The organism is Saccharopolyspora griseoalba, assembly GCF_042665275.1.
GTDB classification, from domain to species: domain Bacteria; phylum Actinomycetota; class Actinomycetes; order Mycobacteriales; family Pseudonocardiaceae; genus Saccharopolyspora; species Saccharopolyspora griseoalba.
Genome location: NZ_JBHTCJ010000003.1, coordinates 391,650 through 414,066 on the forward strand (window position 1 = coordinate 391,650; position 22,417 = coordinate 414,066).

The 22,417-nt window shown below is 71.7% G+C and carries 24 protein-coding genes; 13 read left to right on the forward strand and 11 right to left on the reverse strand.

Going from position 1 to position 22,417, the window contains the following annotated elements; genetic code table 11:
- The first annotated feature begins 14 nt into the window (after positions 1 to 14).
- The 3 genes from ACFQRI_RS08380 (at position 15) to ACFQRI_RS08390 (ending at position 2,853) form a co-directional block, all read left to right on the forward strand.
- A complete protein-coding gene (locus tag ACFQRI_RS08380) occupies positions 15 to 407 on the forward strand; it encodes a thiol-disulfide oxidoreductase DCC family protein (protein WP_380666267.1) in 393 nt (130 codons plus the stop codon).
- A 597-nt stretch (positions 408 to 1,004) separates the two neighbouring features.
- On the forward strand, positions 1,005 to 2,201 hold the full coding sequence (locus tag ACFQRI_RS08385) for a macrolide family glycosyltransferase (protein ID WP_380666269.1): 1,197 nt from the start codon (positions 1,005 to 1,007) through the stop codon (positions 2,199 to 2,201).
- A gap of 217 nt (positions 2,202 to 2,418) precedes the next feature.
- Complete coding sequence (locus ACFQRI_RS08390) at positions 2,419 to 2,853, forward strand: VOC family protein (RefSeq protein ID WP_380666271.1); 435 nt, start codon at positions 2,419 to 2,421, stop codon at positions 2,851 to 2,853.
- A gap of 85 nt (positions 2,854 to 2,938) precedes the next feature.
- Here ACFQRI_RS08390 and glpK read toward each other — a convergent pair whose 3' ends face one another.
- Together glpK and ACFQRI_RS08400 are read right to left on the reverse strand one after the other, a co-directional pair.
- Positions 2,939 to 4,441: a glycerol kinase GlpK gene (gene glpK, locus ACFQRI_RS08395; RefSeq protein WP_380666273.1), complete on the reverse strand. Its 1,503-nt coding sequence runs from the start codon at positions 4,439 to 4,441 to the stop codon at positions 2,939 to 2,941.
- A 24-nt stretch (positions 4,442 to 4,465) separates the two neighbouring features.
- Positions 4,466 to 5,215, reverse strand: coding sequence for an MIP/aquaporin family protein (locus ACFQRI_RS08400; RefSeq protein WP_380666275.1), 750 nt, complete (start codon positions 5,213 to 5,215; stop codon positions 4,466 to 4,468).
- A gap of 400 nt (positions 5,216 to 5,615) precedes the next feature.
- Here ACFQRI_RS08400 and ACFQRI_RS08405 point away from each other — a divergent pair, with 400 nt between their 5' ends.
- Entirely contained in the window at positions 5,616 to 6,434 is an 819-nt protein-coding gene (locus tag ACFQRI_RS08405) for a DeoR/GlpR family DNA-binding transcription regulator (protein ID WP_380666277.1), read from the forward strand.
- 88 nt (positions 6,435 to 6,522) lie between these two features.
- On the forward strand, positions 6,523 to 8,259 hold the full coding sequence (gene glpD, locus ACFQRI_RS08410) for a glycerol-3-phosphate dehydrogenase (RefSeq protein WP_380666279.1): 1,737 nt from the start codon (positions 6,523 to 6,525) through the stop codon (positions 8,257 to 8,259).
- Here glpD and ACFQRI_RS08415 read toward each other — a convergent pair.
- The 8 genes from ACFQRI_RS08415 to ACFQRI_RS08450 all read right to left on the reverse strand — a co-directional run bounded on the left by ACFQRI_RS08415 (position 8,232) and on the right by ACFQRI_RS08450 (position 14,041).
- A complete protein-coding gene (locus ACFQRI_RS08415) occupies positions 8,232 to 9,047 on the reverse strand; it encodes an ESX secretion-associated protein EspG (RefSeq protein WP_380666281.1) in 816 nt (271 codons plus the stop codon). The genes glpD and ACFQRI_RS08415 overlap by 28 nt on opposite strands.
- Complete coding sequence (locus ACFQRI_RS08420; protein ID WP_380666283.1) at positions 9,044 to 9,892, reverse strand: PPE domain-containing protein; 849 nt, start codon at positions 9,890 to 9,892, stop codon at positions 9,044 to 9,046. Before ACFQRI_RS08420 ends, ACFQRI_RS08415 begins: the two co-directional genes overlap by 4 nt.
- A 4-nt stretch (positions 9,893 to 9,896) precedes the next feature.
- A complete protein-coding gene (locus ACFQRI_RS08425) occupies positions 9,897 to 10,271 on the reverse strand; it encodes a hypothetical protein (protein ID WP_380666285.1) in 375 nt (124 codons plus the stop codon).
- A 176-nt stretch (positions 10,272 to 10,447) separates the two neighbouring features.
- The gene (locus ACFQRI_RS08430) at positions 10,448 to 11,143 is read right to left on the reverse strand and encodes a DUF3558 domain-containing protein (protein ID WP_380666287.1); all 696 of its coding nucleotides are present in this window, start codon (positions 11,141 to 11,143) and stop codon (positions 10,448 to 10,450) included.
- A 45-nt stretch (positions 11,144 to 11,188) separates the two neighbouring features.
- A complete protein-coding gene (locus ACFQRI_RS08435) occupies positions 11,189 to 11,566 on the reverse strand; it encodes a DUF1707 SHOCT-like domain-containing protein (protein ID WP_380666289.1) in 378 nt (125 codons plus the stop codon).
- Between the two features lie 106 nt (positions 11,567 to 11,672).
- Positions 11,673 to 12,974, reverse strand: coding sequence for a dicarboxylate/amino acid:cation symporter (locus ACFQRI_RS08440; protein WP_380666437.1), 1,302 nt, complete (start codon positions 12,972 to 12,974; stop codon positions 11,673 to 11,675).
- A gap of 182 nt (positions 12,975 to 13,156) precedes the next feature.
- Positions 13,157 to 13,246: a putative leader peptide gene (locus ACFQRI_RS08445; RefSeq protein WP_380666291.1), complete on the reverse strand. Its 90-nt coding sequence runs from the start codon at positions 13,244 to 13,246 to the stop codon at positions 13,157 to 13,159.
- 162 nt (positions 13,247 to 13,408) lie between these two features.
- The gene (locus ACFQRI_RS08450) at positions 13,409 to 14,041 is read right to left on the reverse strand and encodes a Maf family protein (RefSeq protein ID WP_380666293.1); all 633 of its coding nucleotides are present in this window, start codon (positions 14,039 to 14,041) and stop codon (positions 13,409 to 13,411) included.
- Positions 14,042 to 14,178: 137 nt separating this feature from the next.
- On the opposite strand from ACFQRI_RS08450, the gene ACFQRI_RS08455 reads away from it, so the two are divergent.
- The 3 genes from ACFQRI_RS08455 to ACFQRI_RS08465 all read left to right on the forward strand — a co-directional run bounded on the left by ACFQRI_RS08455 (position 14,179) and on the right by ACFQRI_RS08465 (position 16,550).
- On the forward strand, positions 14,179 to 15,009 hold the full coding sequence (locus tag ACFQRI_RS08455) for a biotin--[acetyl-CoA-carboxylase] ligase (protein WP_380666295.1): 831 nt from the start codon (positions 14,179 to 14,181) through the stop codon (positions 15,007 to 15,009).
- A gap of 69 nt (positions 15,010 to 15,078) precedes the next feature.
- A complete protein-coding gene (locus ACFQRI_RS08460) occupies positions 15,079 to 15,600 on the forward strand; it encodes a PH domain-containing protein (protein ID WP_380666297.1) in 522 nt (173 codons plus the stop codon).
- A gap of 20 nt (positions 15,601 to 15,620) precedes the next feature.
- Positions 15,621 to 16,550, forward strand: coding sequence for a hydroxymethylglutaryl-CoA lyase (locus tag ACFQRI_RS08465; RefSeq protein WP_380666439.1), 930 nt, complete (start codon positions 15,621 to 15,623; stop codon positions 16,548 to 16,550).
- A 213-nt stretch (positions 16,551 to 16,763) separates the two neighbouring features.
- Here the strand turns inward: ACFQRI_RS08465 and ACFQRI_RS08470 are convergent, their stop codons facing one another.
- Entirely contained in the window at positions 16,764 to 17,213 is a 450-nt protein-coding gene (locus ACFQRI_RS08470) for a MaoC family dehydratase (RefSeq protein WP_380666299.1), read from the reverse strand.
- Positions 17,214 to 17,403: 190 nt separating this feature from the next.
- Here ACFQRI_RS08470 and ACFQRI_RS08475 point away from each other — a divergent pair, with 190 nt between their 5' ends.
- The 5 genes from ACFQRI_RS08475 to ACFQRI_RS08495 all read left to right on the forward strand — a co-directional run bounded on the left by ACFQRI_RS08475 (position 17,404) and on the right by ACFQRI_RS08495 (position 22,315).
- Positions 17,404 to 17,868, forward strand: a complete 465-nt coding sequence (locus ACFQRI_RS08475) for a YbaB/EbfC family nucleoid-associated protein (RefSeq protein WP_380666301.1) — start codon at positions 17,404 to 17,406, stop codon at positions 17,866 to 17,868.
- 2 nt (positions 17,869 to 17,870) lie between these two features.
- Entirely contained in the window at positions 17,871 to 18,191 is a 321-nt protein-coding gene (locus ACFQRI_RS08480) for a hypothetical protein (protein ID WP_380666303.1), read from the forward strand.
- A gap of 2 nt (positions 18,192 to 18,193) precedes the next feature.
- Positions 18,194 to 20,146, forward strand: coding sequence for a glycohydrolase toxin TNT-related protein (locus ACFQRI_RS08485; RefSeq protein WP_380666305.1), 1,953 nt, complete (start codon positions 18,194 to 18,196; stop codon positions 20,144 to 20,146).
- Positions 20,143 to 20,442, forward strand: coding sequence for a hypothetical protein (locus tag ACFQRI_RS08490; RefSeq protein WP_380666307.1), 300 nt, complete (start codon positions 20,143 to 20,145; stop codon positions 20,440 to 20,442). Before ACFQRI_RS08485 ends, ACFQRI_RS08490 begins: the two co-directional genes overlap by 4 nt.
- Positions 20,443 to 20,536: 94 nt before the next feature.
- Positions 20,537 to 22,315: a DUF2339 domain-containing protein gene (locus tag ACFQRI_RS08495; protein WP_380666309.1), complete on the forward strand. Its 1,779-nt coding sequence runs from the start codon at positions 20,537 to 20,539 to the stop codon at positions 22,313 to 22,315.
- The last annotated feature ends 102 nt before the right edge of the window (positions 22,316 to 22,417 follow it).

Genomic DNA, 22,417 nt, shown 5'->3' on the forward strand with positions numbered 1-22,417 from the left:
GGAGGGGAGTGGTCATGGCCGCCGAACTTCCCCAGCTGATCTACGACGGCGACTGCGGGTTCTGCACCCGCAGCGCTCGGCTCGCCACGCGCCTGCCGGTGCGGATGCGCGTGCGGCCCTGGCAGGAGGTCGACCTCGCCGCGCTGGGCACCGACGAGCGGCGCGCCCGCCACGAGGTGCTGTGGGTGTCGACCTCCGGCCGGGTCTCCGGCGGAGCTGCCGCGGTCGCCGACCTGTTCGAGTCCTGCCGCGCGCCCTGGCCGCTGCTGGGGCGCGCGATGTCGGCTCCTCTGGTGCGCGTACTCGCCGAGCGCGTCTACCGGTGGGTGGCCGACAACCGGTACCGCCTGCCCGGTGCCACGCCGGCCTGCCAGCTCCCCCCGGAGCAGCGTCCCCGCGGCGAGTGACGCTCCTGCGCCCCGGTGATCCCCGGAGCGAAAGAATGGCCGATCGGCCAATACCGCTCGCCCGCGTCCGGCCGTAGCGTTGTTCGTGTCAGTTCGACACCGCGACGAGCGGCAGGTGACCGGCGATGCTCCACTATCGGAATTCCCAACGGAATTCGCCTCGTTCGCAACGTCCTCGCACCGTCCGATCCAGACCGCGGTGCTCGGAGAGCGGTCTCCTACCGGCACGGCCTCCTCCTGGGATTCGGCCGTGCTGATCCTTTCCTCCTGACTCCTCCGCGTCGGTGGCCGACGCCGGTTTTCGCGCGACGAGCCGTCATCGCTCTTTGACAACTGCAGAGCGGAATTCCATCCAGGCTCGGTGGCTGAGGCTCGCCGGTGCCGATCGGTTCGGAACCGGCGAGCCCCGCCCCCGGAAAAATCACGCGACGCGGGGGCCGGGGTCTGCTTAGGCTGATCGCATGCAGGCGCAGATCTACCTCTGATCAAGTCCGTCGTCGACGGCTTCACCGCGCCGCGGGCACAGCGATCCCGCCGCGCGTCGGTTCTTCCCGCCCACGTCCCGGATCCGGGCACAGATCAGAGAGCAGGATCGGCATGTCCAGATCAGCGCAGCACTCCCAGCACGTCCGCGCGGCCCACATCGCTTTCTTCTCGATCCCCGCGCACGGGCACGTCAATCCCGGCCTGGGGCTGGTCGCCGAGCTCGCCGCTCGCGGCCACCGGGTCAGCTACGCGACCACCCACGACTTCGCGCCGCAGGTCACCGAGGCCGGGGCGACCCCGGTCGTCTACCGCTCGCTGCTCCCCGGTTCGGCAGGCATCAGCCGCGACGAGTGGCCGGAGGACGAGGCCGAGGCGCAGCAGCTGTTCCTCGACGAGACCAAGGCCGTCCTCCCACAGGTGGAGGAGGCCTTCGCGGCGGACCGCCCGGACCTGATCATCTACGACATCGCGGGCTTCCCGGCGCTGGTGCTCTCGGAGAAGTGGGTGATCCCGCGCGTCCAGCTGTCCCCGACCCACGTGTACTCCGAGGGCATCGAGGAGGTGATGGGCAACGGGGAGACGACGCCGGAGAAGGAGGCGGTGCGCGCTCGCTACGCGGAGTTCTTCGCCGAGCAGGGCACGAACCTGACCTTCCGGGACGTGGGCTTCCCGGTGCGCTCGATCGTGACGATCCCGCGCACGTTCCAGTACTTCGGCGACCGGGTCGACGAGATCTTCACGTTCGTCGGCCCGATGCTCTCCGAACGGGGGTTCCAGGGTGATTGGCAGGCGCCGGACGAGCGCCCGGTCCTGGTCATCTCGCTCGGCTCGGCCTACAACGACCGGCTGGACTTCTACCGGAGGTGTCTTCTCGCCTTCGGCGATCTCGACTGGCACGTGGTCCTGGCCACCGGTCGCGCGATCGATCCGGCCGAACTGGGCGAGCTGCCGGCCAACTTCGAGGTGCACCAGTGGATCCCGCAGCTGCGGGTCCTCTCCCAGGCGTCGGCGTTCCTGACCCACGCGGGCACGGGAGGTGTGATGGAAGGGCTGCACCACGGGGTCCCGCTGATCGCGGCACCGCAGGCGGTCGACCAGTTCGCCAACGCCGCCCGGATCGACGAGCTCGCGCTGGGCGTCCAGGTCGATGCCGGGGCAGTCACCCCGGAGGAGCTGCGCACCGCGTTGGACCGGGTGTCGACCGACGAGAAGATCCGGCGCTCGGTCCGCGAGATGCGGCGCGAGATCCGACGATCCGGCGGCCTCAACGCGGCGGTCGAGATCGTCGAATCCCACCTCCCGGACTGACCCGCTCAGGGGCACGGCCGAGACCACGCCGCTGGAACGAGCGACGGCTCCCCCTCGGCCGCCGCCCGGCGGCCGCATGGGCGGGTGGCGCGAACGGCACGCGCCACCCGCCCCCTGCTTCCCCGATGCGCCCGGTGCACCGCCGCTGATGCGCGGGGCGCGAACGACGTCGCGAAATTTGGTTACACCGAACGGCTCTCGCCGCTACGGTGGGCCGATGTCAACGGTCAAGCAGGTGCAAATCGCCTTCGACTGCGCCGAGCCCGAGCGCATCGCCCGCTTCTGGTGCGAGGTCCTGGGGTACGTCGTGCCGCCACCACCGGACGGGTTCGCCAGTTGGGACGAGTTCAATCGCTCGCTCCCCCCGGAGAAGCAGGATTCGGCCTTCGTCTGCGTCGATCCCTCGGGTGCGGGGCCGCGGTTGTTCTTCCAGCGCGTTCCCGAGGGCAAGGTCGCCAAGAACCGGGTGCACCTCGACGTCCGCGCCGGCGCTGGCCTCGTCGGCGAAGAGCGCCTCGCGACCCTGGAGGCCGAGTGCGCACGACTGGTCGAGCTCGGTGCGGTGCGCGTGCGGCTGCTGGAAGCCGATGGCGTGGAGGAGTCCTGCATCGTGATGCAGGACGTCGAGGGCAACGAGTTCTGCCTCGACTGAGCCCGGCGGTTCGAATCACCGGGCACGACCGAAGAGCGCCCCGGCGCGGCAGCGATCCGCACCGGGGCGCTCTGGGCGGACGAGCTCACTCGACCCAGTCGAAGGTCTTGGTCACCGCCTTCTGCCACTGCTTGTACTGCTTCTCGCGCTCCTCTTCGGACATGATCGGGTCCCACTGCTTGTCGCGGGCCCAGTTCTTGCGGATGTCGTCCTCGCCGGCCCAGAAGCCGACCGCGAGGCCGGCGGCGTAGGCGGCGCCGAGCGCGGTGGTCTCGTTGATCATCGGGCGAATCACCGGAACCCCGAGGATGTCGGCCTGGAACTGCATGAGCAGTTCGTTGACGACCATGCCGCCGTCGACCTTCAGCGCCTTGAGCGGCACGCCCGAGTCGGCGTTCATCGCCTCGATGACTTCCCGCGTCTGGAAGGCCGTGGCCTCCAGCACCGCGCGGGCCAGGTGGCCGCGGTTGATGTATCGGGTCAGGCCGACGATCGCGCCGCGCGCGTCCGAACGCCAGTGCGGGGCGAACAGCCCGGAGAACGCGGGTACGAAGTAGGCGCCGCCGTTGTCCTCGACGGAGCGGGCGACCTCCTCGACCTCCGGGGCGTTGCTGAGCAGGCCGAGGTTGTCGCGCAGCCACTGCACCAGCGAGCCGGTGACCGCGATCGATCCCTCCAGGCAGTAGATCGTGTCGTTGTCACCGATCTTGTAGCCGACCGTGGTCAGCAGCCCGTTCTCGCTGATGACCCGCTCGGTGCCGGTGTTGAGCAGCACGAAGTTGCCGGTGCCGTAGGTGTTCTTCGCCTCGCCGGGCGACAGGCAGGCCTGGCCGAAGGTGGCGGCCTGCTGGTCGCCCAGGATGCCCGCGATCGGGATGCCGGCGAACACCCCGCGCTCCCGGAAGTGGCCGTAGACCTCGGAGGAGGACCGGATCTCCGGCAGCATGGACATCGGAATGCCCAGCTCGGCGCAGATCTCCGGATCCCACTGGAGGGTCTCCAGGTCCATCAGCAGCGTGCGCGAGGCGTTGGTCGGGTCGGTGACGTGCAGACCGCCGTCCGGGCCGCCGGTGCTGTTCCACAACACCCAGGTGTCGATGTTGCCGAACAGCAGCTCGCCCTTGTTGGCGCGCTCGCGGACCCCCTCGACGTTGTCGAGCATCCACTTGACCTTGGGGCCGGAGAAGTAGGTGGCCAGCGGCAACCCGGTCTTCGCCTGGAAGCGGTTCTGACCGCCGTTCTGGGCGAGCTCGCTGACGATCCCGTCGGTGCGGGTGTCCTGCCAGACGATCGCGTTGTAGACCGGTTTGCCGGTGGCCTTCTCCCACACCACGGTGGTCTCGCGCTGGTTGGTGATGCCGCAGGCCGTGATCTCCGAGGAGACGAGGTCGGCCTTGGCGAGCGCGCCGGCGCACACCTGGCGCGTGTTGTTCCAGATCTCCACCGGGTCGTGCTCGACCCAGCCCGCTTGCGGGAAGATCTGGCGGTGTTCCTTCTGGTCGACGGACACGACCCGACCGGAGTGGTCGAAGATCATGCAGCGCGTCGAGGTCGTTCCCTGGTCGATCGCGGCGACGTACGAAGCCATTGGTCTCAAACCTTCCTTGTCACATCAGCTGGCAGCGGGCAGTGCGAGTGCGACGAAAGCCGCCAACGCTCCGCCGAGGAGCGGCCCGACGACCGGAACCCAGGAGTAGCCCCACTCCGCGGACCCCTTGCCGCGGATGGGCAGGATCGCGTACGCGATGCGGGGGCCGAGGTCGCGCGCCGGGTTGATGGCGTACCCGGTCGGACCACCCAGCGAGTTGCCGATGCCGATGACGACGAAGGCCACCGCCGCGTACCCGAGCGCTGAGTTGCCGAAGTCGGGAACCCCGTTCTCGCCCGCGGTCGCCGACGGGTTGGTGATGATCCACAGCACCAGCACGAAGGTGCCGATGATCTCGGTGATCAGGTTCCAGGGCGCGTTCGGAACGGTCGGGCCGGTGCAGAAGATCCCGCGAGTGTTCGCGGGGTCGTCGTGGGTGTCGAACTGCAGCTTGTACGCGGCCCAGCACACGATCGCGCCCAGCGTCCCGCCCAGGAGCTGCGCGATGAAGTAGATCGGCACCTCCGCCCAGGGGAGGTCGCCGTAAACGGCCAGGCCGATCGTCACCGCCGGGTTGATGTGCGCGCCCGAGGGCGCCGCAACGCTCGCGCCGGTGAAGACCGCGAAGCCCCAGCCGAAGTTGACAAGCAGCCACCCGCCACCGACGCCGAGGCTCTTGTTCAGGGTCACGTTGGCGACGACGCCGCAGCCCATCAAGGTGAGTAGCGCGGTACCGCACAACTCCCAGAAGAAGATTTCGCCAACACTGTGCATCTGTTCCCGTTCCCCTCGTCATGCCGCCGTTGGCACAGGCGGGTGTTCGGTGTCCGTCCGACTTGGAGCGAGCCGGGACAGTACTGCCGCATGTCAACACGTGTCCATGTCTGCCGCCAGTTGCCCGATGTCGGGCGGTGATGGCCGACGGGGGCTCGCTCGGCGGTAGCGCGAGAACGCCGAAGGTCCGCGAGCATCTCCGTCAGCGGCTGCACCGATGGGAGGAGCGGGATGGATCCGCGGTGATCCCGACTACCGGGCAACACTTAATCACATAGTTCATGTGATTTGAAGCGTTGCGCATCGATGCAGATGGTGTTTTTATCAAGTTGTATGGTGATGCCAAGCGGTGCCGAGCGCCGCTGGGATCAACTGATCATCGGGAGCGAGGAAGACGCCCATGTCCGGCCGACGACCGTCCGGCAAGCAGCAGGACCGCCGCCGCAAGATCACCGAACTGGTGATGGACGCGGGGACCCTGCGCATCGACGACCTGGTGGCCACCGTCGGGGCGAGCGCCATGACCGTGTACCGGGACCTGGCCGAGCTCGAGTCCCAGGGCTTGGTCCACCGCAATCGCGGGAACGTCTCGGCGGCCTCGTCGTTGCTGTACGAGGCGGCTTCGGAATACCGGCTGCAGCAGAACGAGGCCGAGAAGGAAGAGCTCGCCCGCGAAGCGGCGGAGCTGGTCGAGCCGGGTCAGGCCCTGGTGCTCGACGACTCCACCACCGGCGTGCACCTGGCGCGCCTGCTGCCGGAGAAAGCGCCGTTGACCGTGGTCACCAACCACCGAGGGGTTTTCAACGAACTGGCGAACGCTCCCGGGATCAGCCTGATCTGCATCGGTGGCGACTACCTGCCGTGGGCGGACGCCTTCGTGGGCGGCATGGCGCTGGACTCGTTGCGCAACCTGCGCGTCGACCTGGCGATCATGTCGGTCTCGGCGGTCACCGACGGGATCGGCTGCTATCCGCAGCAGGAGATGGTGCAGATCAAGAAGGCCATGCTCGCCGCCGCGCAGCGCAAGGTGCTCTACGTCGACCACACCAAGTTCCGCAGGCGCGCGCTGCACGCGGTAGCGCCCGTCGAGGACTTCGACATCGTGATCGTGGATTCGAAAACCCCGAACGCGGAGATCGAAGTGCTGCGTGACCGAGGAGCGCTGGTCGAGCGCGCGGGGCGCGCTGCGCCCAGCACGGAAACTGCTGGTCGGGCATGATGACCACCGGGGCGCTGCGGGTACCAACAGTCGTTCCGCGTCGGCGGTGGGGTTAACGGTGGGACTCGATTCAAGCGAGGAGGACGCGGTGTCCAAGGACAAGACCGACAACCGGATCAACGGCGCGCTGGGGCCCGCCGGGCGCGCCGAGAACTGGCGCCGTCTGGGCTCCGAGGAGTTCGACGTGGTGGTGATCGGTGGCGGCGTCACCGGTGCGGGTGCCGCGCTGGACGCGGCGACTCGAGGGCTCCGAGTAGCGCTGGTGGAAGCGCGCGACCTGGCGGCGGGAACGTCCAGCCGGTCGAGCAAGCTGTTCCACGGTGGGCTGCGCTACCTCGAACAGCTGGAGTTCTCCCTGGTGCGCGAGGCCCTGCGCGAGCGCGAGCTGATGCTCACCCGCATCGCGCCGCACCTCGTCAAGCCGGTGCCGTTCCTCTACCCGCTGACCAAGCGCTTCTGGGAGCGGCCCTACACCGCAGCCGGCCTGCTGATGTACGACACCATGGGCGGTTCGCGCTCGGTGCCCGGCCAGAAGCACCTCAGCCGCGCCGGTGCGCTGCGGATGGTGCCCGCGCTCAAGCGCAGCGCGATGATCGGCGGGATCCGCTACTACGACGCGCAGGCCGATGACGCCCGGCACACCATGACCGTGGCCCGCACGGCAGCCCGGTACGGCGCGGTGGTCATGACCTCCGCTCAGGTCACCGGCTTCCTCCGGGAGGCGGACCGGGTCGCGGGAGTGAAGGTCCGCGACGTGGAGTCCGGCGACGAGGTGGAGGTCCGGGCGCACGCGGTGATCAACGCGACCGGCGTGTGGACCGACGAGCTGCAGAGCCTCTCCGGTGGCCGTGGCCGGTTCCGCGTGCGCTCCAGCAAGGGCGTGCACATCGTCGTCCCCCGGGACCGGATCGTGGCCGAGAGCGGCATGATCCTGCGCACCGAGAAGTCCGTGCTGTTCGTGATCCCGTGGGACAACCACTGGATCATCGGAACCACCGACACCGACTGGCACCTCGACCTGGCCCACCCGGCAGCGACCAAGGCCGATATCGACTACCTGCTCGAACACGTCAACACGGTGCTGGCGACGCCGTTGACGCACAACGACATCGAGGGCGTCTACGCGGGGCTGCGCCCGCTGCTGGCCGGCGAGAGCGAGGAGACCTCGAAGCTCTCCCGCGAGCACGCGGTCGCCCGCGTCGCGCCCGGTCTCGTCGCCATCGCGGGCGGCAAGTACACGACCTACCGCGTGATGGCCGCGGACGCCGTGGACGCGGTGGCGTCCGACATCCCCGCGCGGGTGGCTTCCTCGATCACCGATCAGGTTCCGCTGCTCGGCGCGGACGGCTACCACGCGCTGGTCAACCAGGCCGATCAGCTCGCGGCGCAGCACGGCGTGCACCCGTACCGGATCCGCCACCTGCTCAACCGCTACGGCTCGCAGATCCACGACGTGCTGGCCGCGGGCGATGAGCGCCCCGAGCTGCTCAAGCCGGTGCCGGCGGCGCCGGACTACCTCCAGGCCGAGGTCTACTACGCCTGCACGCACGAGGGCGCGCTGCACCTGGAGGACGTCCTCACCCGGCGGACCCGGATCTCCATCGAGTACCCGCACCGGGGTGTTGAGTGCGCCGAGCCGGTCGCGCGGCTCATGGCCGATGTCCTCGGCTGGGACGAGGCGACCGTGGCCCGCGAGATCGACGTCTACACCAAGCGCGTCGAGGCGGAGCGGAACTCGCAGAGCGAACCCGACGACCAGGCCGCCGACGCCAAGCGCGCCGCGGCCCCGGAGGCCCGTCAGGAGCTGCTCGAACCCGTGGAGTGATCCCGGTCGTCGGTCACCTCGTCGAGCAGCTCGGCGAGGTGACCGATCAGCCGGGGGTCGTCGGCCGGGGCGATCGTGCTCCAGTCCTCCCCGGACGGTGATCGCCTCCGCAGCTGGGCGTAGCGACCGTGCGCGGTGTCGAAGAAGCCGATGACGCGCTCGGCGCGTTCCCGCCGGTCGCGCTGCCGAGCGGCGGCCCCGAACTGGCCCCGGGAGGTGGCGCCCGCGACCATCTCGGCCAGGCCCTCGGCGTCGTCCGCGCGCACCCCGCGGCGCCGCAGCTCGGCGGGCAGCCGCTCCGGGCTCTCCCCGGCTTCTCGCGCGGCCGCGTCGAGGTCGGTGCTGCGCACCGACACCGATCTGCCCGGGCCGGCGGGTAGCGGGGGCAGCACCGAAACGGCTTCGCGGGGGAGCCCGGTGGGCGAGGCCGGTCGCAGGGCCAGCGACTCGGCTTCCTTCGTCACCAGCACGGCGCGCTCGGCGTCGGTAGCCGCGAGAACGCGCACGCTGCGGTCGAGCCAGAGCCGGCCGTCCACCTCGCGCTCCGGCGCGGCCAGCAGGTGCAGCATCCGCTCCAGGTCCGGATCGAGGCCGCCGACATCGCGCAGCCCGCGCTGGCCCAGCGAGCGCCACGCCGATTCGACCAGCCGGGCGCGCTCGGGATAGGTGCGTCCGGGCGAGGGCACCTTCAGCACCAGCGGTACCCGGGGGAGCCGCAGGTACTCGGTGAGCACGTCGAACTCCAAGGGGGACAGGCTCACCCGCCCGACGGCGTCGAGAGCGTTCACCGGCCGGGCTCACCACCGATGACCGGGCGCGACGAGGTCTGGGGCTCGTCGAAGAACGCCCCGGGCTGGCCGAGGCGTTCGGTGACCTCGCTGCCGGCTGAGTGCCCCCGGTTCTCGGCCCGCTTGCGCCCGGAGCGCGCCGCGCCGTCCCGCTCGCCGCGCCGACCGCGCTCCCGCGCGTCCGCCGGCTCGCGCGGGGCCGGGGCGGTGCGCGCTTCCGAGTCTCGGAGGGCGCTCGGGGCGACGGCTCCCCAGCTGACCGTGATCTGCGAAGACCCTCCGCTCCCGGCCGAGGTGGGGGAGCCGGGCGCGTCGACCACGACCTGCGGCGGCGCGGAGAACGAGGCCAACGAGGTGAGGTTGCCCCGGGTGGAGGCTTCGTAGGTGCGCATCACGTCGAACGCCCGCTGCTCGGCGGCGTCCTGCGCGGCCTCCTGCAGCTCGAAGTCGGTCTGCCCGCCGAACAGGTGGGTCAGGGCCGACACGGCCGTTCCCGGGTCCTCGCTCGTGACCTGCACGGGTGGGGGCATCTCCCGGCGGGCCCGCCCGATGAACTCGGCCTGCTGCTCGGCGCGCTCCCGCATCACCTCGCTGGCGTTCCTGGCCAGCGATGCCCAGTCGCCCAGCGGGCGCAGCCCGGAGCGCGCGCTGTCCGCGGCGGCGCCCTGCCATCCGCTCGCGGCCGCGGTGATCGCGGCGGCCAGGCCGTCGTCGATCTCCTCGAGAGCCCTGGTCAGCTCGCTCCAGCGGTGCACGCTCGCGGTGGAGGAATCGGGGCCCGGTCCGTCGTGGATCTGCGCGTACAGCTCCGAGTGCCGGTAGCCCTGCCAACGGTGGTCGCTCATCTCGCTAGCCGCCCAGTCCGGTCGCGCTGTCCTGATCGATCTGGTGGTATTCGAGTCCGGCCTGCGCCAGTGCGTCGGCGGCGGCCTGCAGCTGGTCGCGGTATCCGCACAGCGCGGTCAGCGCGTCCTCGCCGCCGCCGACGGATCGCTCGTTGAACTGCTCGGCGGCCTCGGTGCTGACCGGGTCACCGGCCCACGGGCGAATCCGCAGCTCGGTGATGGCATGTTCGATCTGCAGGCCCACCTGGTCCAGCGAGTCCTGCAGCGCGTTGACCAGACGCGGGATCGCGGTGGGCTCGATCTGCGCCGAGCCTCCCGACACCCCGGGCGCGCCCGGGATCGAACTGCCCTCCGACGGTCCGGTTGAAGGCACGGCCATCCCTCCAGGGGGTACGTCTCCGGAGCACCGACGGCCCGCAACGTCTCCGGCCCGGGCCCTCGCACCGGGTGCTCCCGCCCGGCGAACGTTCTCGAACACCTTAACCAGGTTTGATCACGGTGGGGAGTGCTCCATGAGCGTGGTGCATCCACACACGCGGTGTGAACGCGCGGGAATCACTGGGTCGGATCCGAGTCCGGTGCCCGCTCCTGCGGAGCGGCTTCGGACGGTCGGGTCCCCGGCGGGGCCGATGTCGGCGGTGTCTTGAGCGTGCGCACTGCTTCCTCGGCGACCCGCTCGGCGCCTTCGCAGAGCTCGTCCACGGGTGGTGGAGGCTGGCCGCCGTCGTCCCGGTAGAGCACGTCGAGGTGCTGCCCCTCGGCGGTGTCCACGGCGACGTTGCAGGTCAGGTCCAAGCCGGGGGTCTTGATCACGAGGCCGGGGAACCCGTCGACGGAGATCGGGGTGGCGTCCACTTGCGCCGTGTCGTCGGTCCACACGCTCATGCCCTCGGTGGTGATCAGCGCCAAGCGGGCGCCGACCTTCGCGGTGGTGTTGCGGTAGCTGCAGGTCGCGGCGTTGCCGAAGCCCGCTTCCGAGTCGGGGATCGGCTCGCGGTCGAACCCGAGCTGACTTCGCTGCTCCTCGGACAGCAGCTCGCAGGGGTCGGTGTCCTGCAAGCTCAGTTCGAACGGTCGCGTTGGTAAGGGGTCGGCGGTGCTGCTGGCCGGAGGAGGTTCCGGGGGTGGCGGTGGCGGTGCGGTGTCGGCGGCGGGCGCGGACTGCCAGACGCCGCACCCGGTGAGGGTCAGCGCGCCGAGGCCGAGCAACGCGCTGAGGCGCCACGTCCCGGGGGGCCGCGAGCTATGCATGACTCTCACCGTAACGAAGCGTGCGCGCGGCGTGATGTTAGGTCATCACCTGCGGTATCGGGTGAAGAGGAACACCGCCACCAGGGGCAGGAGCAGGATGAGGCCGAACTGCCGCGCGACCACCACGAGGAACACCAGCAGCACCACCGCGCCCACGGCGAGCACGGCCTTCCCCGCGACCGCGGGTGGTCGGGCCGAGGCGACCGGAGCGGGCTCGCCGGTCCGCGGGCGGGGTTCGGGGAGGTCGTCGAACAGCGCGTCCAGCTGCGAGCCGAACCGCGCCTGCGCGATCTGCTGGCAGCGCTCGTCGTACTCGTGGATCTCCAACCGCCCGGCGGAGAAGTGCTCGCCGAGCAGCTTCATCGCCTGCTCCCGCTCGGGGTCACCGATGCGGAGGTTCCTGCCCCGTCGACCGCTGTCCACATCCGTCATCCTACGGAGCCCGAGCTCGGCGCAGGAGACGCAGCGCCCGGTTTTTCCGGTCCGGTGAACGCGCAGCCGGAGCTGGCGCGCTCACCGGACGGCGGGATCAGGCGCTCGCCAGCGAGCGGTCGGTGACCACCGGGTTGGCGGGCGCGGCGAGGACCTCGTCGTCGAGGATGCCCTCGGTTCGCGAGACGACCACCGGAACGGTGATCTGACCGGCGACGTTGGTCATGGTCCGCATCATGTCCATGATCGGGTCGACCGCGTAGGCGATGGCGATGCCGGTGGCCACGGCGGCGGGCGGGAAGCCGAGCGCGCCGACGGTCAGGGTCAGCATGGTGAACCAGCCGGTCACCCCCGCCGTGGCGATCGAGCCGAACACGGCCACGGCCACGATCGTCAGGTACTGGGCCGGGCCCAGGTGGATGCCGAAGAGGTTGGCGATGAAGATCGATCCGACGGCCGGGTAGATCGCCGCGCAGCCGTCCATCTTCGTGGTGCTGCCCAGCGGCACCGCGAAGCTCGCGTACGAGGAGGGCACGCCGAGGTTCTCGGCGGTCTGCTTGCTCAGCGGCACGCTCGCGCCCGAGGAGCGGGAGACGAACGCGAACTGCAGCGTCGGCCAGGCCTTGGCGAAGAACTTGGCCGGGCTGACCCGGGCCACCAGCCCGAGCAGCAGCGGGTAGACGGCGAACAGCACGAGCGCGCAGGCCAGGTAGGTGGAGCCGATCAGCTTCAGCAGCGGCACGAAGAACTCGTTGCCGTAGGTGGCCACCGCGTTGCCGATCAGGCCCAGGGTGCCCAGCGGGGCGAGGCGGATGATCCAGCCGAGCACGCGCTGGATGATCTCGAAGGCCGACCTGTTGAACTCGACGAACGGAGCGGCCTTGTCGCCCAGGCTGTACGCGGCGGCGCCGATGATCAGCGAGATGAACACCACCTGCAGCGTCTCGCCCTCGGAGAAGGCGCTGATCAGGTTGTCCGGCACCAGGCCGGTGACCAGGTCCAGCCAGGAGCCCTGCGTCTTCTCGCCGATGGCCTGGAGCTTCTCCGGGTCGGGTTCGATGACCAGCCCGAGGCCCGGGTTGAACAACCTGGCCACGACCAGTCCGATGGTCACCGCGATCAGCGAGGTGATCGCGAACCACAGCGCGGTCTTGCCGCCCAGGCGGGCTGCGGTTCGCCCGCCACCCACGTCGCGCAGGCTGTTGATGCCCACCACGATCGCGGTGAAGATCAGCGGAAGCACCGTGAAGCTGAGCAGGTCGGTGAACGTCGAGCCGATCGTGTCCAGCGTCGTGATCAGCCAGTCGGCGCCGGTTCGCTTGGCGATCCAGCCGAGCAGCGCACCGAGCACGAGCGAGGCGACCACGGCGATGGCGAACAGCTTGGGGTTGAAGCGCAGGGGCTTTCGCCCGGCGGAGGTGGGTCCGGCGTCAGCGGAGCCGGCGGAAGTGGACACAGGTGTCTCCCGGAATCACAAGATGGGTTGGTGCCGAGGCGGCGCGGGCGGGCGCCGGCGGCGGAGGACCGCAGCGGTTCGATGACCCGCCGGCCGCGCGAGATCGCGAACGGGCCGGATGCGGGTCAGCGACAGACGCAGCTGGCCTGCCGTCGCAGATCGACGTGCAGGCGCGAGGTCAGGTAGAGCGGTCGCGAGGAACCCATTGCGAACATTCATAACCACTCGAACGGGTCATGAAGTCCCGGGAGGCATGAATTGTGTTCGTGTTCACCTGGATGGATCAGCAGGGCCCGCAGCGCTGGCGCAGCGCCGGTCGCCAGGGCGTGCGAATGCGCGGGTCCGCGCCCTCGGCGGGGGCCACCGCGCGGGAGGCGTCACGCGGAGGGCTTGTTCCACAGGGTCGTGACGCTGACCCCGACCTCGGCGAGCAGCTTGCGGGTCAGCGGGAGGCTGATGCCCAGCACGCTGGACGGATCGCCGTCGACGCCCTCGATGAACCAGCCGCCGAACCCCTCCAGCGTGAAGCCGCCCGCCACGTGCAGCGGTTCGCCGGTGGCCAGGTACGCGTCGAGCTCGGCATCGGTGGGCTCGCCGAAGCGGACGGTCGTGCCGAGGTGGCCGTCGGCCCGCCCGGTCACCTCGCCACCCCTGAGCCGGACGATCGAATGCCCGGTGATCAGCTCGCCGCGGGAACCGGCATTGCGCTTCCAGCGCTCGGCGGCCACCTCGGCGGTGCCGGGCTTGCCGACGATCTCCCCGTCCGGGGTCAGCAGCATGGAGTCGCATCCGACCACGACCCCGTCGGGAACCTCGTGGGCGATCTCGGCGACGACGGCGTCGGCCTTCGCGGTGGCCAGCGCGGTGACCACCTCGGTGGGGCTCGGCGCCGGGAGCGCCCTGGTCACCGCGTCCTCGTCGACGCCGGACACCCGAACCAGCGGCTCGATGCCCGCGGAGCGCAGCACGGACAGCCGGGCGGGAGAAGCCGAAGCAAGCACGAAACGCACGCCGCGATCCTAGAACCCGCGCCGGAACTCGCTTCGCGCGGCGGAGCCCGCGCGCCGCGCCGTCGCCCGGCGCGGCCCCGCGGCGCTCCGCGCACGCGAGCGCGGGGCGCCGCGCAGCCCTGGCATACGCTGGAGCTATGAGCATCGGGGCTGCGCTGAACGGTGATCGGCTGCGCGAACGGCTGGTCGACGAGGGGCCGTACGCGGCGCTGGAGGTCGTGGACGTGACCGGCTCGACCAACAGCGACCTGGCCGCGGCCGCCGGGACCGGCGCCGCGGACCGCACCGTGCTCCTCGCCGAGGAGCAGCGGGCCGGTCGTGGTCGCCTGCAGCGGCCGTGGCTCTCCGCGCGCGGTCAGGGGCTGTTCGTCAGCGTGCTCTTCCGCCCGCAGGTCCCGCCCTCGCTGCTGGCCTGGATGCCGTTGCTGGCCGGTATCGCGCTGGCCGAGACGGTGCAGCGCACCGCAGGTGTGCCCGCGGGCGTGAAGTGGCCCAACGACCTGCTCCTGGGGTCCGGCGACGAGTGGCTCAAGGGCGCCGGGATCCTCTCCGAGGCGGTGGCCGGGCCGGACGGCATGGCGATCGTGCTGGGCATGGGCGTCAACCTGCTGCAGGAACGGGCCGACCTGCCCACCGGCGCCGGCGGGCTGAGCGCGACCTCGCTGGCCGCGGAGGGCGCCGAGGTCGATCGCGAGGAGTTCGCGGTGGCGTTGCTCACCGCGCTGGCCGAGGTCGAGGAGCGCTGGCGAGCCGATGGCGGCGCCGTGGAGCCCAACGGCCTGCTGGAGCGCTACCGCGGGCTGTGCTGGACGGTCGGGCAGCAGGTGCGGGTGGAGCTCGACGGCGACACCCGGGTGTCCGGAGTCGCCACCGATGTCGATCCCTCCGGGCGCCTGGTCGTTCGCACCGAGGACGGCGGCACCACGGCGGTCGCGGCGGGCGACGTGGTGCACGTGCGTCGAGCGTGAAGGTCTTCTCGGGCGCGCGGCGGCCGGTAACGTGATCGTCGACCGGCGATTCGGTTGAGGAGGGAAGCGGTGGCCTACCCGGACGGCCTGCTCGGCGAGGACGAGTACGTGGTCGTGCACAAGCACCCGCACTGGAAGATGCTGGTCTTCCCGGTGCTGGTGCTGTTCGCGGTGGTCGGCGGCGGCTCCTACCTGGCCGCGCTGGCCGCGGGCATGGCCTGGCACCTGCCGATCTGGATCGGGCTGGGCGTCCTGGCCGCCGCCCTGATCATCTGGTTCACCCTGGCACCGCTGGCCCGGTGGCGCACCACGCACTTCGTGGTCACCACGCACCGGCTGATGGTCCGCGAGGGCGTGTTCACCCGAACCGGCATCGACATCCCGATGTCGCGGATCAATTCGGTGCGCTTCCGGCACGGGCTGCTGGACCGCGTGCTGGGGTGCGGCACGCTCATCGTGGAGTCCGCCTCCGACGAGCCGTTGGAGTTCGACGACATCCCGCAGGTCGAGCAGGTGCACACGCTGCTCTACCGCGAGGTCAACGACGATCCGCACGACGACTTCGACCCGCACTTCGAGGAGGGCCGGTGACACGCGAACTCGGGCTGCCGATGCCGATCCCCGCGCCGGATCAGGAGAACCTGCCCGCCGCCGTGACGATCTGGGAGGTCGGCGCGCGCGACGGCCTGCAGAACGAGCAGGAGACCGTCCCGGTGGAGGTCAAGATCGAGTTCCTGCGGCGCTTGGCGGACGCCGGGCTCGGGGTTCTGGAGGCGACCAGCTTCGTGCACCCGAAGTGGGTCCCGCAGCTGGCCGACGCCACCGACCTCCTCGATCGCCTGGAGCGGGCACCGGGCGTGCGGTATCCGGTCCTGGTGCCCAACGAGCGCGGGTTCGACCGCGCGCTGGAGGCCGGAGTCGCCGAGATCGCCATCTTCGCCTCGGCCACCGAGTCGTTCAGCCGTCGCAACCTCAACCGCGGTCTCGACGAGCAGTTCGCCATGTTCGACCCGGTCGTGCGCCGGGCGGTCGACGAGGGGCTGTCCGTGCGCGGTTACCTCTCGATGTGCTTCGGCGATCCGTGGGAGGGCCCGGTGCCCGCCGAGCAGGTCGTCGCGGTGGGCGCCCGGCTGCTGGAGATGGGCTGCGACCAGCTGTCGCTCGGCGACACCATCGGCGTGGCCACCCCGGGGCAGGTCGAGGTGCTCCTGGGCGGGTTCACCGCCGCCGGGATCGGGGTCGACCGGCTCGCGGTGCACTTCCACGACACCTACGGCCAGGCGCTGGCCAACACCTACGCCGCGCTGCGACTCGGGGTGTCGACGATCGACTCCTCGGCCGGCGGTCTGGGCGGTTGCCCGTACGCGAAGTCGGCGACCGGCAACCTCGCCACCGAAGACCTGGTCTGGATGCTCGACGGGCTGGGCATCCGGCACGGGGTCGACCTCGCCGCGCTGGTGGACACCAGCGTCTGGATGGCGGGCCAGCTCGGCCGTCCGAGCCCGTCCGGAGTCGTCCGAGCTCTCGGCGGTGCGAGTTAGCTTCTGGGCGGGACTGCTCTGCTCGCCGCGACGCGGCTGTCGAACCCGCGGCAGTGCGAGCTGACCCCCACACCTGGAACGGCGGCTCCGCCGCATCCGCGAGCAGTTCCCGGGCCGTGCGGGGCTGCTGCTTCCCGGCTCTCCGCCGAGGACGGCCGGAACGAGCCCGGTGGCTCGCGGTCAGCGGTCGCCGAGGCCTCCTCCGTGCAGGTCCTAGCCCTGCTCGCGGGTGCCGAACATCCCGAGGAAGCTGAAGCGAAGCACGCGCTCGCCCTCGCGGTCGGCCGTTCCGGTGATCTCCACCAGGCCCAGGTCCGGCTTGCTGCGGGAACGCCGCCTGCCGGTGATCTCCATGCCGAAGTGCAGCACATCACCCGGGAAAACCGGTGCCGGCCAGGACAACTCGTTGCCGCCCGGTGATCCCTGGGAGGTCGACCCGGCCAGCACGTTGTCGACGTAGGCCCGCATCCACAGCGAGGCGGTGAACCATCCCGAGGCGCACAGACCGCCCAGCACCGAGTTCCGCCCCGCCTCCTCGTCCAGGTGGAAGGGCTGCGGGTCGAAGCGCTCGTTGAACTCCAGCATCTCGGCGCGGTCGACCACGACCTTCCCGAGGTCGAACGTGCTGCCCGGCGTCAAGTCCTCGTACGCGATACCGCCCATCTGCTCATCCTCGCAGCACGCCGGACCCGGAGGGCTGCGAGGCCGATCACACCAGGTGGTCGTGCCTGCGAGGATCGTGCAGCCCGCTGCGGCGGACGGTGAAATCGCGAGCCGGACGTGGAACCATCGACCCAGTGGAGCGCGCGCCACGACCGAGGAGCCGCCCACGAGCACGGGGAGGGTAGCGGCAGTGCCGACCGACCGAACCGCCCAGAACCACCGGGCGGAGGTGGACGAGCTGCTGGCGGAGTACCGCAGCAGCAGGGAGCGCCTGGCGGAGACCCACCGCGCGCTCGAGGCCGTCACCGCCGAAGCGCGGAGCTCCGACGGGGCCGTGCGCGTCGTCGTCGGTCATCAGGGCGTGCTGCGCGAGGTGGTGCTCGCCGAGGACGTCTACCGCAGGCTGCGTCCCGCGGAGCTCGCCGCGACCGTCGTGCGGCTGACCGGCCAGGCCGCGGCCAGCGCGGCCGAGCGCGCCGCCGAGATCCTGGCCGACGTGCTGCCTCCCGGTGCCGATCCGGAGACGTTCCTCGGGGAGACCCCGAAACCCGGGCCGCAGCCGCGCGCCGCGGCGCGCCCAGCGGAGGACGACCTGGAGGACGAGGACTTCTCGCAGACCAGCTGGCTGAGCTCCGGGCCGGCGGAGCGGAGGTGACGATGAGCGGTTTCCGCAGCGATCTCGCGAGCCTGAGCGGGCGCGCCGACGAGTTCGCCGAGCACGCCGAGCGCGCTCGGCGCGCCGCCGCCGACCTGCGGCGGGCGGTCGAGTCGGCCGGTCAGTGCTGGGGCCGGGACGAGATCGGCCAGCGCTTCGCCGCCGCTCATCGCGCCCCGGCCGAGGAGACCCTCGCCGCGGTCGAGGAGATTCCCGGGCGACTGCGCGAGATGGGGGACAAGCTCGCCGCGACCGCGGACACCGCCCGGTCCGCGGACCTGGCCAACGCCGACGAGATCGGTCGTCTCGCGGGGGAGGTCTGAACGTGGGGATCGAACTTCCGGCCGAGCTCGCCGGGGTCGCCGAGAAGGCGGGTGTGCGCTGGCCGGAGGCCGACGAGGACCGGATGCGCGAATCGGCGACCGCCTGGCGGGAGGCCGCCAGGTCCATCGAATCGCTGGCGGGTGACGCGGACACCACCGCGCAGGGAGCCCTGCGCGCGTTCCGGGGCGAGGCGGCCGACGCCGCCGGCCGCGAGTGGCGTGGCTTCGTCGAGGAGGACGGCCTGCTGCCGGTCTCGGCGCGGAGGTGCACCGCGGCGGCCGATCGGCTGGACGACGCGGCGCAGCGCATCGGTGAGACCAAGGTGGAGCTGGTGCGCGAGCTGACCGCGCTGGCCCGGCGCACCGACGTCGCGGAACAAGCGGCGAAGGCCGGTCATCCGCAGGCGCTGGCTGCCGTCGACTCCGAGATCCGCGGCGCGACGGTGAATCTCGCTCGGTTGCACGAGACGCTCGCCACTGCGGTGGGGCCGGAACCGGGTGCGGTCGTGGAAGCTGGAACCCGCGCGATCGGGAACGAGAAGTCCACAGTGGACGAATTGGCCCGCGGTGCGGAGCCGGGTGCGCCGGAGGCCGCCGGTCGGGTCGTCGGCGGGGTGCAGGAGAGCGTTGGGGAAGTGGCAGCAGGTGCGCAGCACGCGATGGACGGCGCCCCGCCGGGAGGCGCCGGCGAGGTGGCCCCGACGGTGGAGGAATCCGGCGAGGCCGTCCGGGACGCCGCCGATCCCAGCACCGGGCCGATCCCGGTGAGCGGCGGGTCCGGGCCCGCGGGCCCCTCGCCCGCTGCCGATCCGGCGACCGCTCCGCACGGGGTGCAGTCGGCTTGGGCGGCAGCGCCCGGCCAGCCCGCGCAGCCGCCCGTCGCGCAGCCTCCCCAGGCCTACGGCCCGCCACCTGCGCAGCAGGGCGGGTACTTCGCCGCTCCTGGCGGCACCGCGGGTCCGAACGCCGGTGCGACCGGGCAACCGCCCCCGCACGCCGCCGGCCCGCGCGCGCCCGGTCCAGGCGCCTACGGGCAGGTCGGCGCACCCGTCCCACCTGGCCGGGGCGCAACGCCGCACCGCGCCGGACCGCCGAACCAGCAGGTCCAGCGCGCTCCGCTGATGCCCCCGCACAACCCGCCGCAGGCGCCATCGCACGCTCCGGAATCGCCGCAGCGCGGGCTGCGCAACGGGCCGCGCAACGCCGACGCGGTCGCGATCGTGCTGCACCAGTTCCCGATCGGGCACCTGCCGGTCGCCTCGCACGGCGCGAGCAGGCAGCTGCCACCGCCGTCCACCGGCGAACCGCGGGCCGGCCTGAACTTCCCGCCGCAGGATCACCCGGAATCGCGGCTCGTCGACGACGCCGACGCGCTGGCCGGGATCGGCTCCGGCGAGCTCTACCGGGAGGCGCAGCGGGAACGGCGCGAGCGCGGCGATCCCGAGCGCCTGCCCGAGGATCTGCTGGCCGGGTACGACGAGCTCGGCGAGCTCAGCGAGCTGGAGTGGGAGCAGCGCTACACCGCAGGGGGCAGCCGCGCCTGGCCGCCCTCCGAGCAGTTCCCGGAGGGCGGGCACGAGGCGGGCGAGCCGGTGGTGCTCGAACCCGAAACCGAGCTGGACCTGCTCGGCGACGGTGCGGGGCGGATCTTCCACGCGGCCGGGACCCCGTTCGCGCAGCGCTCGTTGCCGCCCGGGCACGCCGAGCGCGAGCACCGCAGCTACCGGGTGGTGCGGCCGTTGCCGGTGTGGCGCTCGGTGGTGGCTCCGTGGTTCGAGCAGCCCGGCGGTGGGCTGCGCTACCGCGCGACCTGCTCGGCGAACGACCTGGTCGGCCTCGGTTGGCTGGTGGAGCTGACCCGGGGGCGGCGGATCGCCGAGGCGTCGACGTTGCGCATCGAGATGTCCGGGGACGCCGCGCTCAGCGGCGACGACGAGCGGGAGGTCGAGGGGTGAACAGCGAGTCCGTGCTGGGCTGGCTCGTGGCGATGGAAGTGCCGGAGGAGCTGGTCTCCATCGGGGCCGAGGTCGACGACGCCTGGTGCCTGGTCCGCGACGAGGCCGATGGCACCGCTGCGTGGGAGGTCTTCTGGCGCGAGCAGGGCAACCGCTACGACTGGGCGCGGTTCAACGACGAGCAGGTGGCTTGCTTCTACCTGTTCGGCAGGTTGACCTGGACCCAGGCGCTGCGCGGCGTGGTCGGCCCCGTGGACGTCACCAGCACCCCGCCGCAGGGCATCCCGCGGCCCTGACCGGGCCCCGAACCGCCCGCCTGCGCGAGCGCACCGGCAGGATCTGAGTAGTGCTACGGATGTCCGGTGCGCCCGGGCAGCGGAGCATGTCGGCATGTCGCAACCGCAGACCGATGATCCCCTGCAACTCGTCGCGGGCGAGCTGAACGCGATCGGGCAGCGCCTGTCCTATCTCGGCAGCGTGTTGCAGACCCAGGCGGCTGCTCAGGCGCGAGCGGCCGCTCCGCAGCAGGAAGCCGCGCCCGGACAGCCCGCGGCGCCACCGGCGCCCGCGGCGGGCGAGGCGGAACTGCCGCCGTACCCGCGGCGGGCTGCGGCCGAACCGCGCCGTCGGCGGCCCGACCTCGAACCCAGCCGCGTGCTGGCCTGGGTCGGCGCCGGGATCACCCTTCTCGGCGTGGTGTTCCTGCTGGTGCTGGCGGTGCAGCAGGACTGGCTGGGACCGGTCGCCCGGATCGGCGGCGGTGCGGCGCTGGCCGCGCTGCTGATCGCGGCGGGGTGGTGGGTGCACCAGAAGGCCGCCGAGCAGCGCATCGGCGGAATCGCCCTGGCCACCACGGGTTTCGCCGCGCTGTTCCTGGACGTCGTCGCCGCGACCGCGCTGTACCGCTTCCTGCCGGTCGCCGCGGGGCTCGGCGTCGGCCTGCTCGCGACCTTCGGCGGGCTGGTCCTGGCCGACCGCTGGCGCGCTCAGTCGCTCGCCGTCGGCGTGGTGCTCGGGTCGGCGATCTGCGCTCCGATGATCACCTCGCGGCCGACGGCGCTGCTGATCGGGTTCCTGGTCCTGCTGCAGATCGCCGCCACGCCGATCCAGGTCCGCCGGGCCTGGCGCGGCTTGGCGGTGGTGGCGGGCATCCCGGCGGTGCTGGCTGCGCTGATCGGCACCGCGTGGTCGCTGGGCTACCCGAGCAACGCGCTGATCGTCGCGATCTTCGCCGCCTCCGTGCTGGGCGTGGTGCTCGCCGCGATCACCGCGGGGGCCCGGCCCGATGCCGACCGCACCAACATCGGTCTGCTGGTGGCCGCACCGACCCCGGCGTTCCTCGCCGGCCCTCTGCTGCTGGAACGGGTCGAGGCGACCGCCACCGGCGCGGGCACGGCCCTGCTGCTGGGCGCGATCTGGGGCGTCGGCCGCTACCTGCCGGCCTTCGCCGACTGGTTGTCCGGCCGGTTCCTGATCGCCACCGGGGCGCTGGCGATGGTCGCCGCTGCTCAGGCCACCGCGAGCGCGCTGGATTCGTCGAGCTGGGCGACGGCCCTGCTGTTCGAGGCCCTGGTGCTGGCGCTCGCCGGGTACCTGCTGCGACGCGGAGGGATCCTGCTGGGAGCCGGGATCTACGCGTTCGCGGGGTTCTGGATCGCCATCGGCAACGAGGCGCCGGTCGGCGGCATGCTGTGGTTCGACGAGGGCGTCGGCGTCCCCGGCCTGGTGGCCGGTCTGCTGATCACCGGTGTGGCCGCCGCGCTGCCAGCAGCCGGGGTCGCCATAGGGGCGATCCGCAGGTTGCCGGAATCGCTGCCGATCTGGGCGGGTGCGCTCGTCGCCGCGCTCTACGGCACCGCCAGCGCGATCATGGCCGCCTGCCTGCTGGTCTCGGAGTCGCACGACGCGTTCCTCGTCGGGCACGTCCTGATCACCTTGTGCTGGGTGCTCGCCGCGATCGCGATGCTGCTGCGCGGCGTGCGGCTCAAGCACCTGCGCATCGCGGGCATGGTGCTGACGGCGGTCTCGCTGGCCAAGCTCCTGCTGTTCGACCTGGCCACGCTCGACGGGTTCGGACGCGTGGTCGCGTTCCTGTGCGCCGGTCTGATCCTGCTCGCGGCGGGCGTGGGCTACGCCAGGTTGCTGGGCCGGGAAGCCCGGTCCGCCTAAGCACCGTTCGGCGGTGCGGGGCGACCCGCCGCTTCAGGTGCGGCACGGGCGCGCCGCCGGACGGCGTCCGAGGACGCGCCGAACCGCGCACCGCGCTCGAGC

Excerpts from the sequence above, each read along its gene's own strand:
- ACFQRI_RS08465 (WP_380666439.1), top strand. The coding sequence starts at position 15,621 with ATGCCGATCCCCGCGCCGGATCAGGAGAACCTGCCCGCCGCCGTGACG.
- ACFQRI_RS08430 (WP_380666287.1), bottom strand. The coding sequence starts at position 11,143 with ATGCATAGCTCGCGGCCCCCCGGGACGTGGCGCCTCAGCGCGTTGCTC.
- ACFQRI_RS08495 (WP_380666309.1), top strand. The coding sequence starts at position 20,537 with ATGTCGCAACCGCAGACCGATGATCCCCTGCAACTCGTCGCGGGCGAG.
- ACFQRI_RS08470 (WP_380666299.1), bottom strand. The coding sequence starts at position 17,213 with ATGGGCGGTATCGCGTACGAGGACTTGACGCCGGGCAGCACGTTCGAC.
- ACFQRI_RS08385 (WP_380666269.1), top strand. The coding sequence starts at position 1,005 with ATGTCCAGATCAGCGCAGCACTCCCAGCACGTCCGCGCGGCCCACATC.
- ACFQRI_RS08400 (WP_380666275.1), bottom strand. The coding sequence starts at position 5,215 with ATGCACAGTGTTGGCGAAATCTTCTTCTGGGAGTTGTGCGGTACCGCG.
- ACFQRI_RS08455 (WP_380666295.1), top strand. The coding sequence starts at position 14,179 with ATGAGCATCGGGGCTGCGCTGAACGGTGATCGGCTGCGCGAACGGCTG.
- ACFQRI_RS08425 (WP_380666285.1), bottom strand. The coding sequence starts at position 10,271 with ATGGCCGTGCCTTCAACCGGACCGTCGGAGGGCAGTTCGATCCCGGGC.
- ACFQRI_RS08390 (WP_380666271.1), top strand. The coding sequence starts at position 2,419 with ATGTCAACGGTCAAGCAGGTGCAAATCGCCTTCGACTGCGCCGAGCCC.
- ACFQRI_RS08380 (WP_380666267.1), top strand. The coding sequence starts at position 15 with ATGGCCGCCGAACTTCCCCAGCTGATCTACGACGGCGACTGCGGGTTC.
- glpK (WP_380666273.1), bottom strand. The coding sequence starts at position 4,441 with ATGGCTTCGTACGTCGCCGCGATCGACCAGGGAACGACCTCGACGCGC.
- ACFQRI_RS08480 (WP_380666303.1), top strand. The coding sequence starts at position 17,871 with ATGAGCGGTTTCCGCAGCGATCTCGCGAGCCTGAGCGGGCGCGCCGAC.
- ACFQRI_RS08420 (WP_380666283.1), bottom strand. The coding sequence starts at position 9,892 with ATGAGCGACCACCGTTGGCAGGGCTACCGGCACTCGGAGCTGTACGCG.
- ACFQRI_RS08445 (WP_380666291.1), bottom strand. The coding sequence starts at position 13,246 with ATGTTCGCAATGGGTTCCTCGCGACCGCTCTACCTGACCTCGCGCCTG.
- ACFQRI_RS08405 (WP_380666277.1), top strand. The coding sequence starts at position 5,616 with ATGTCCGGCCGACGACCGTCCGGCAAGCAGCAGGACCGCCGCCGCAAG.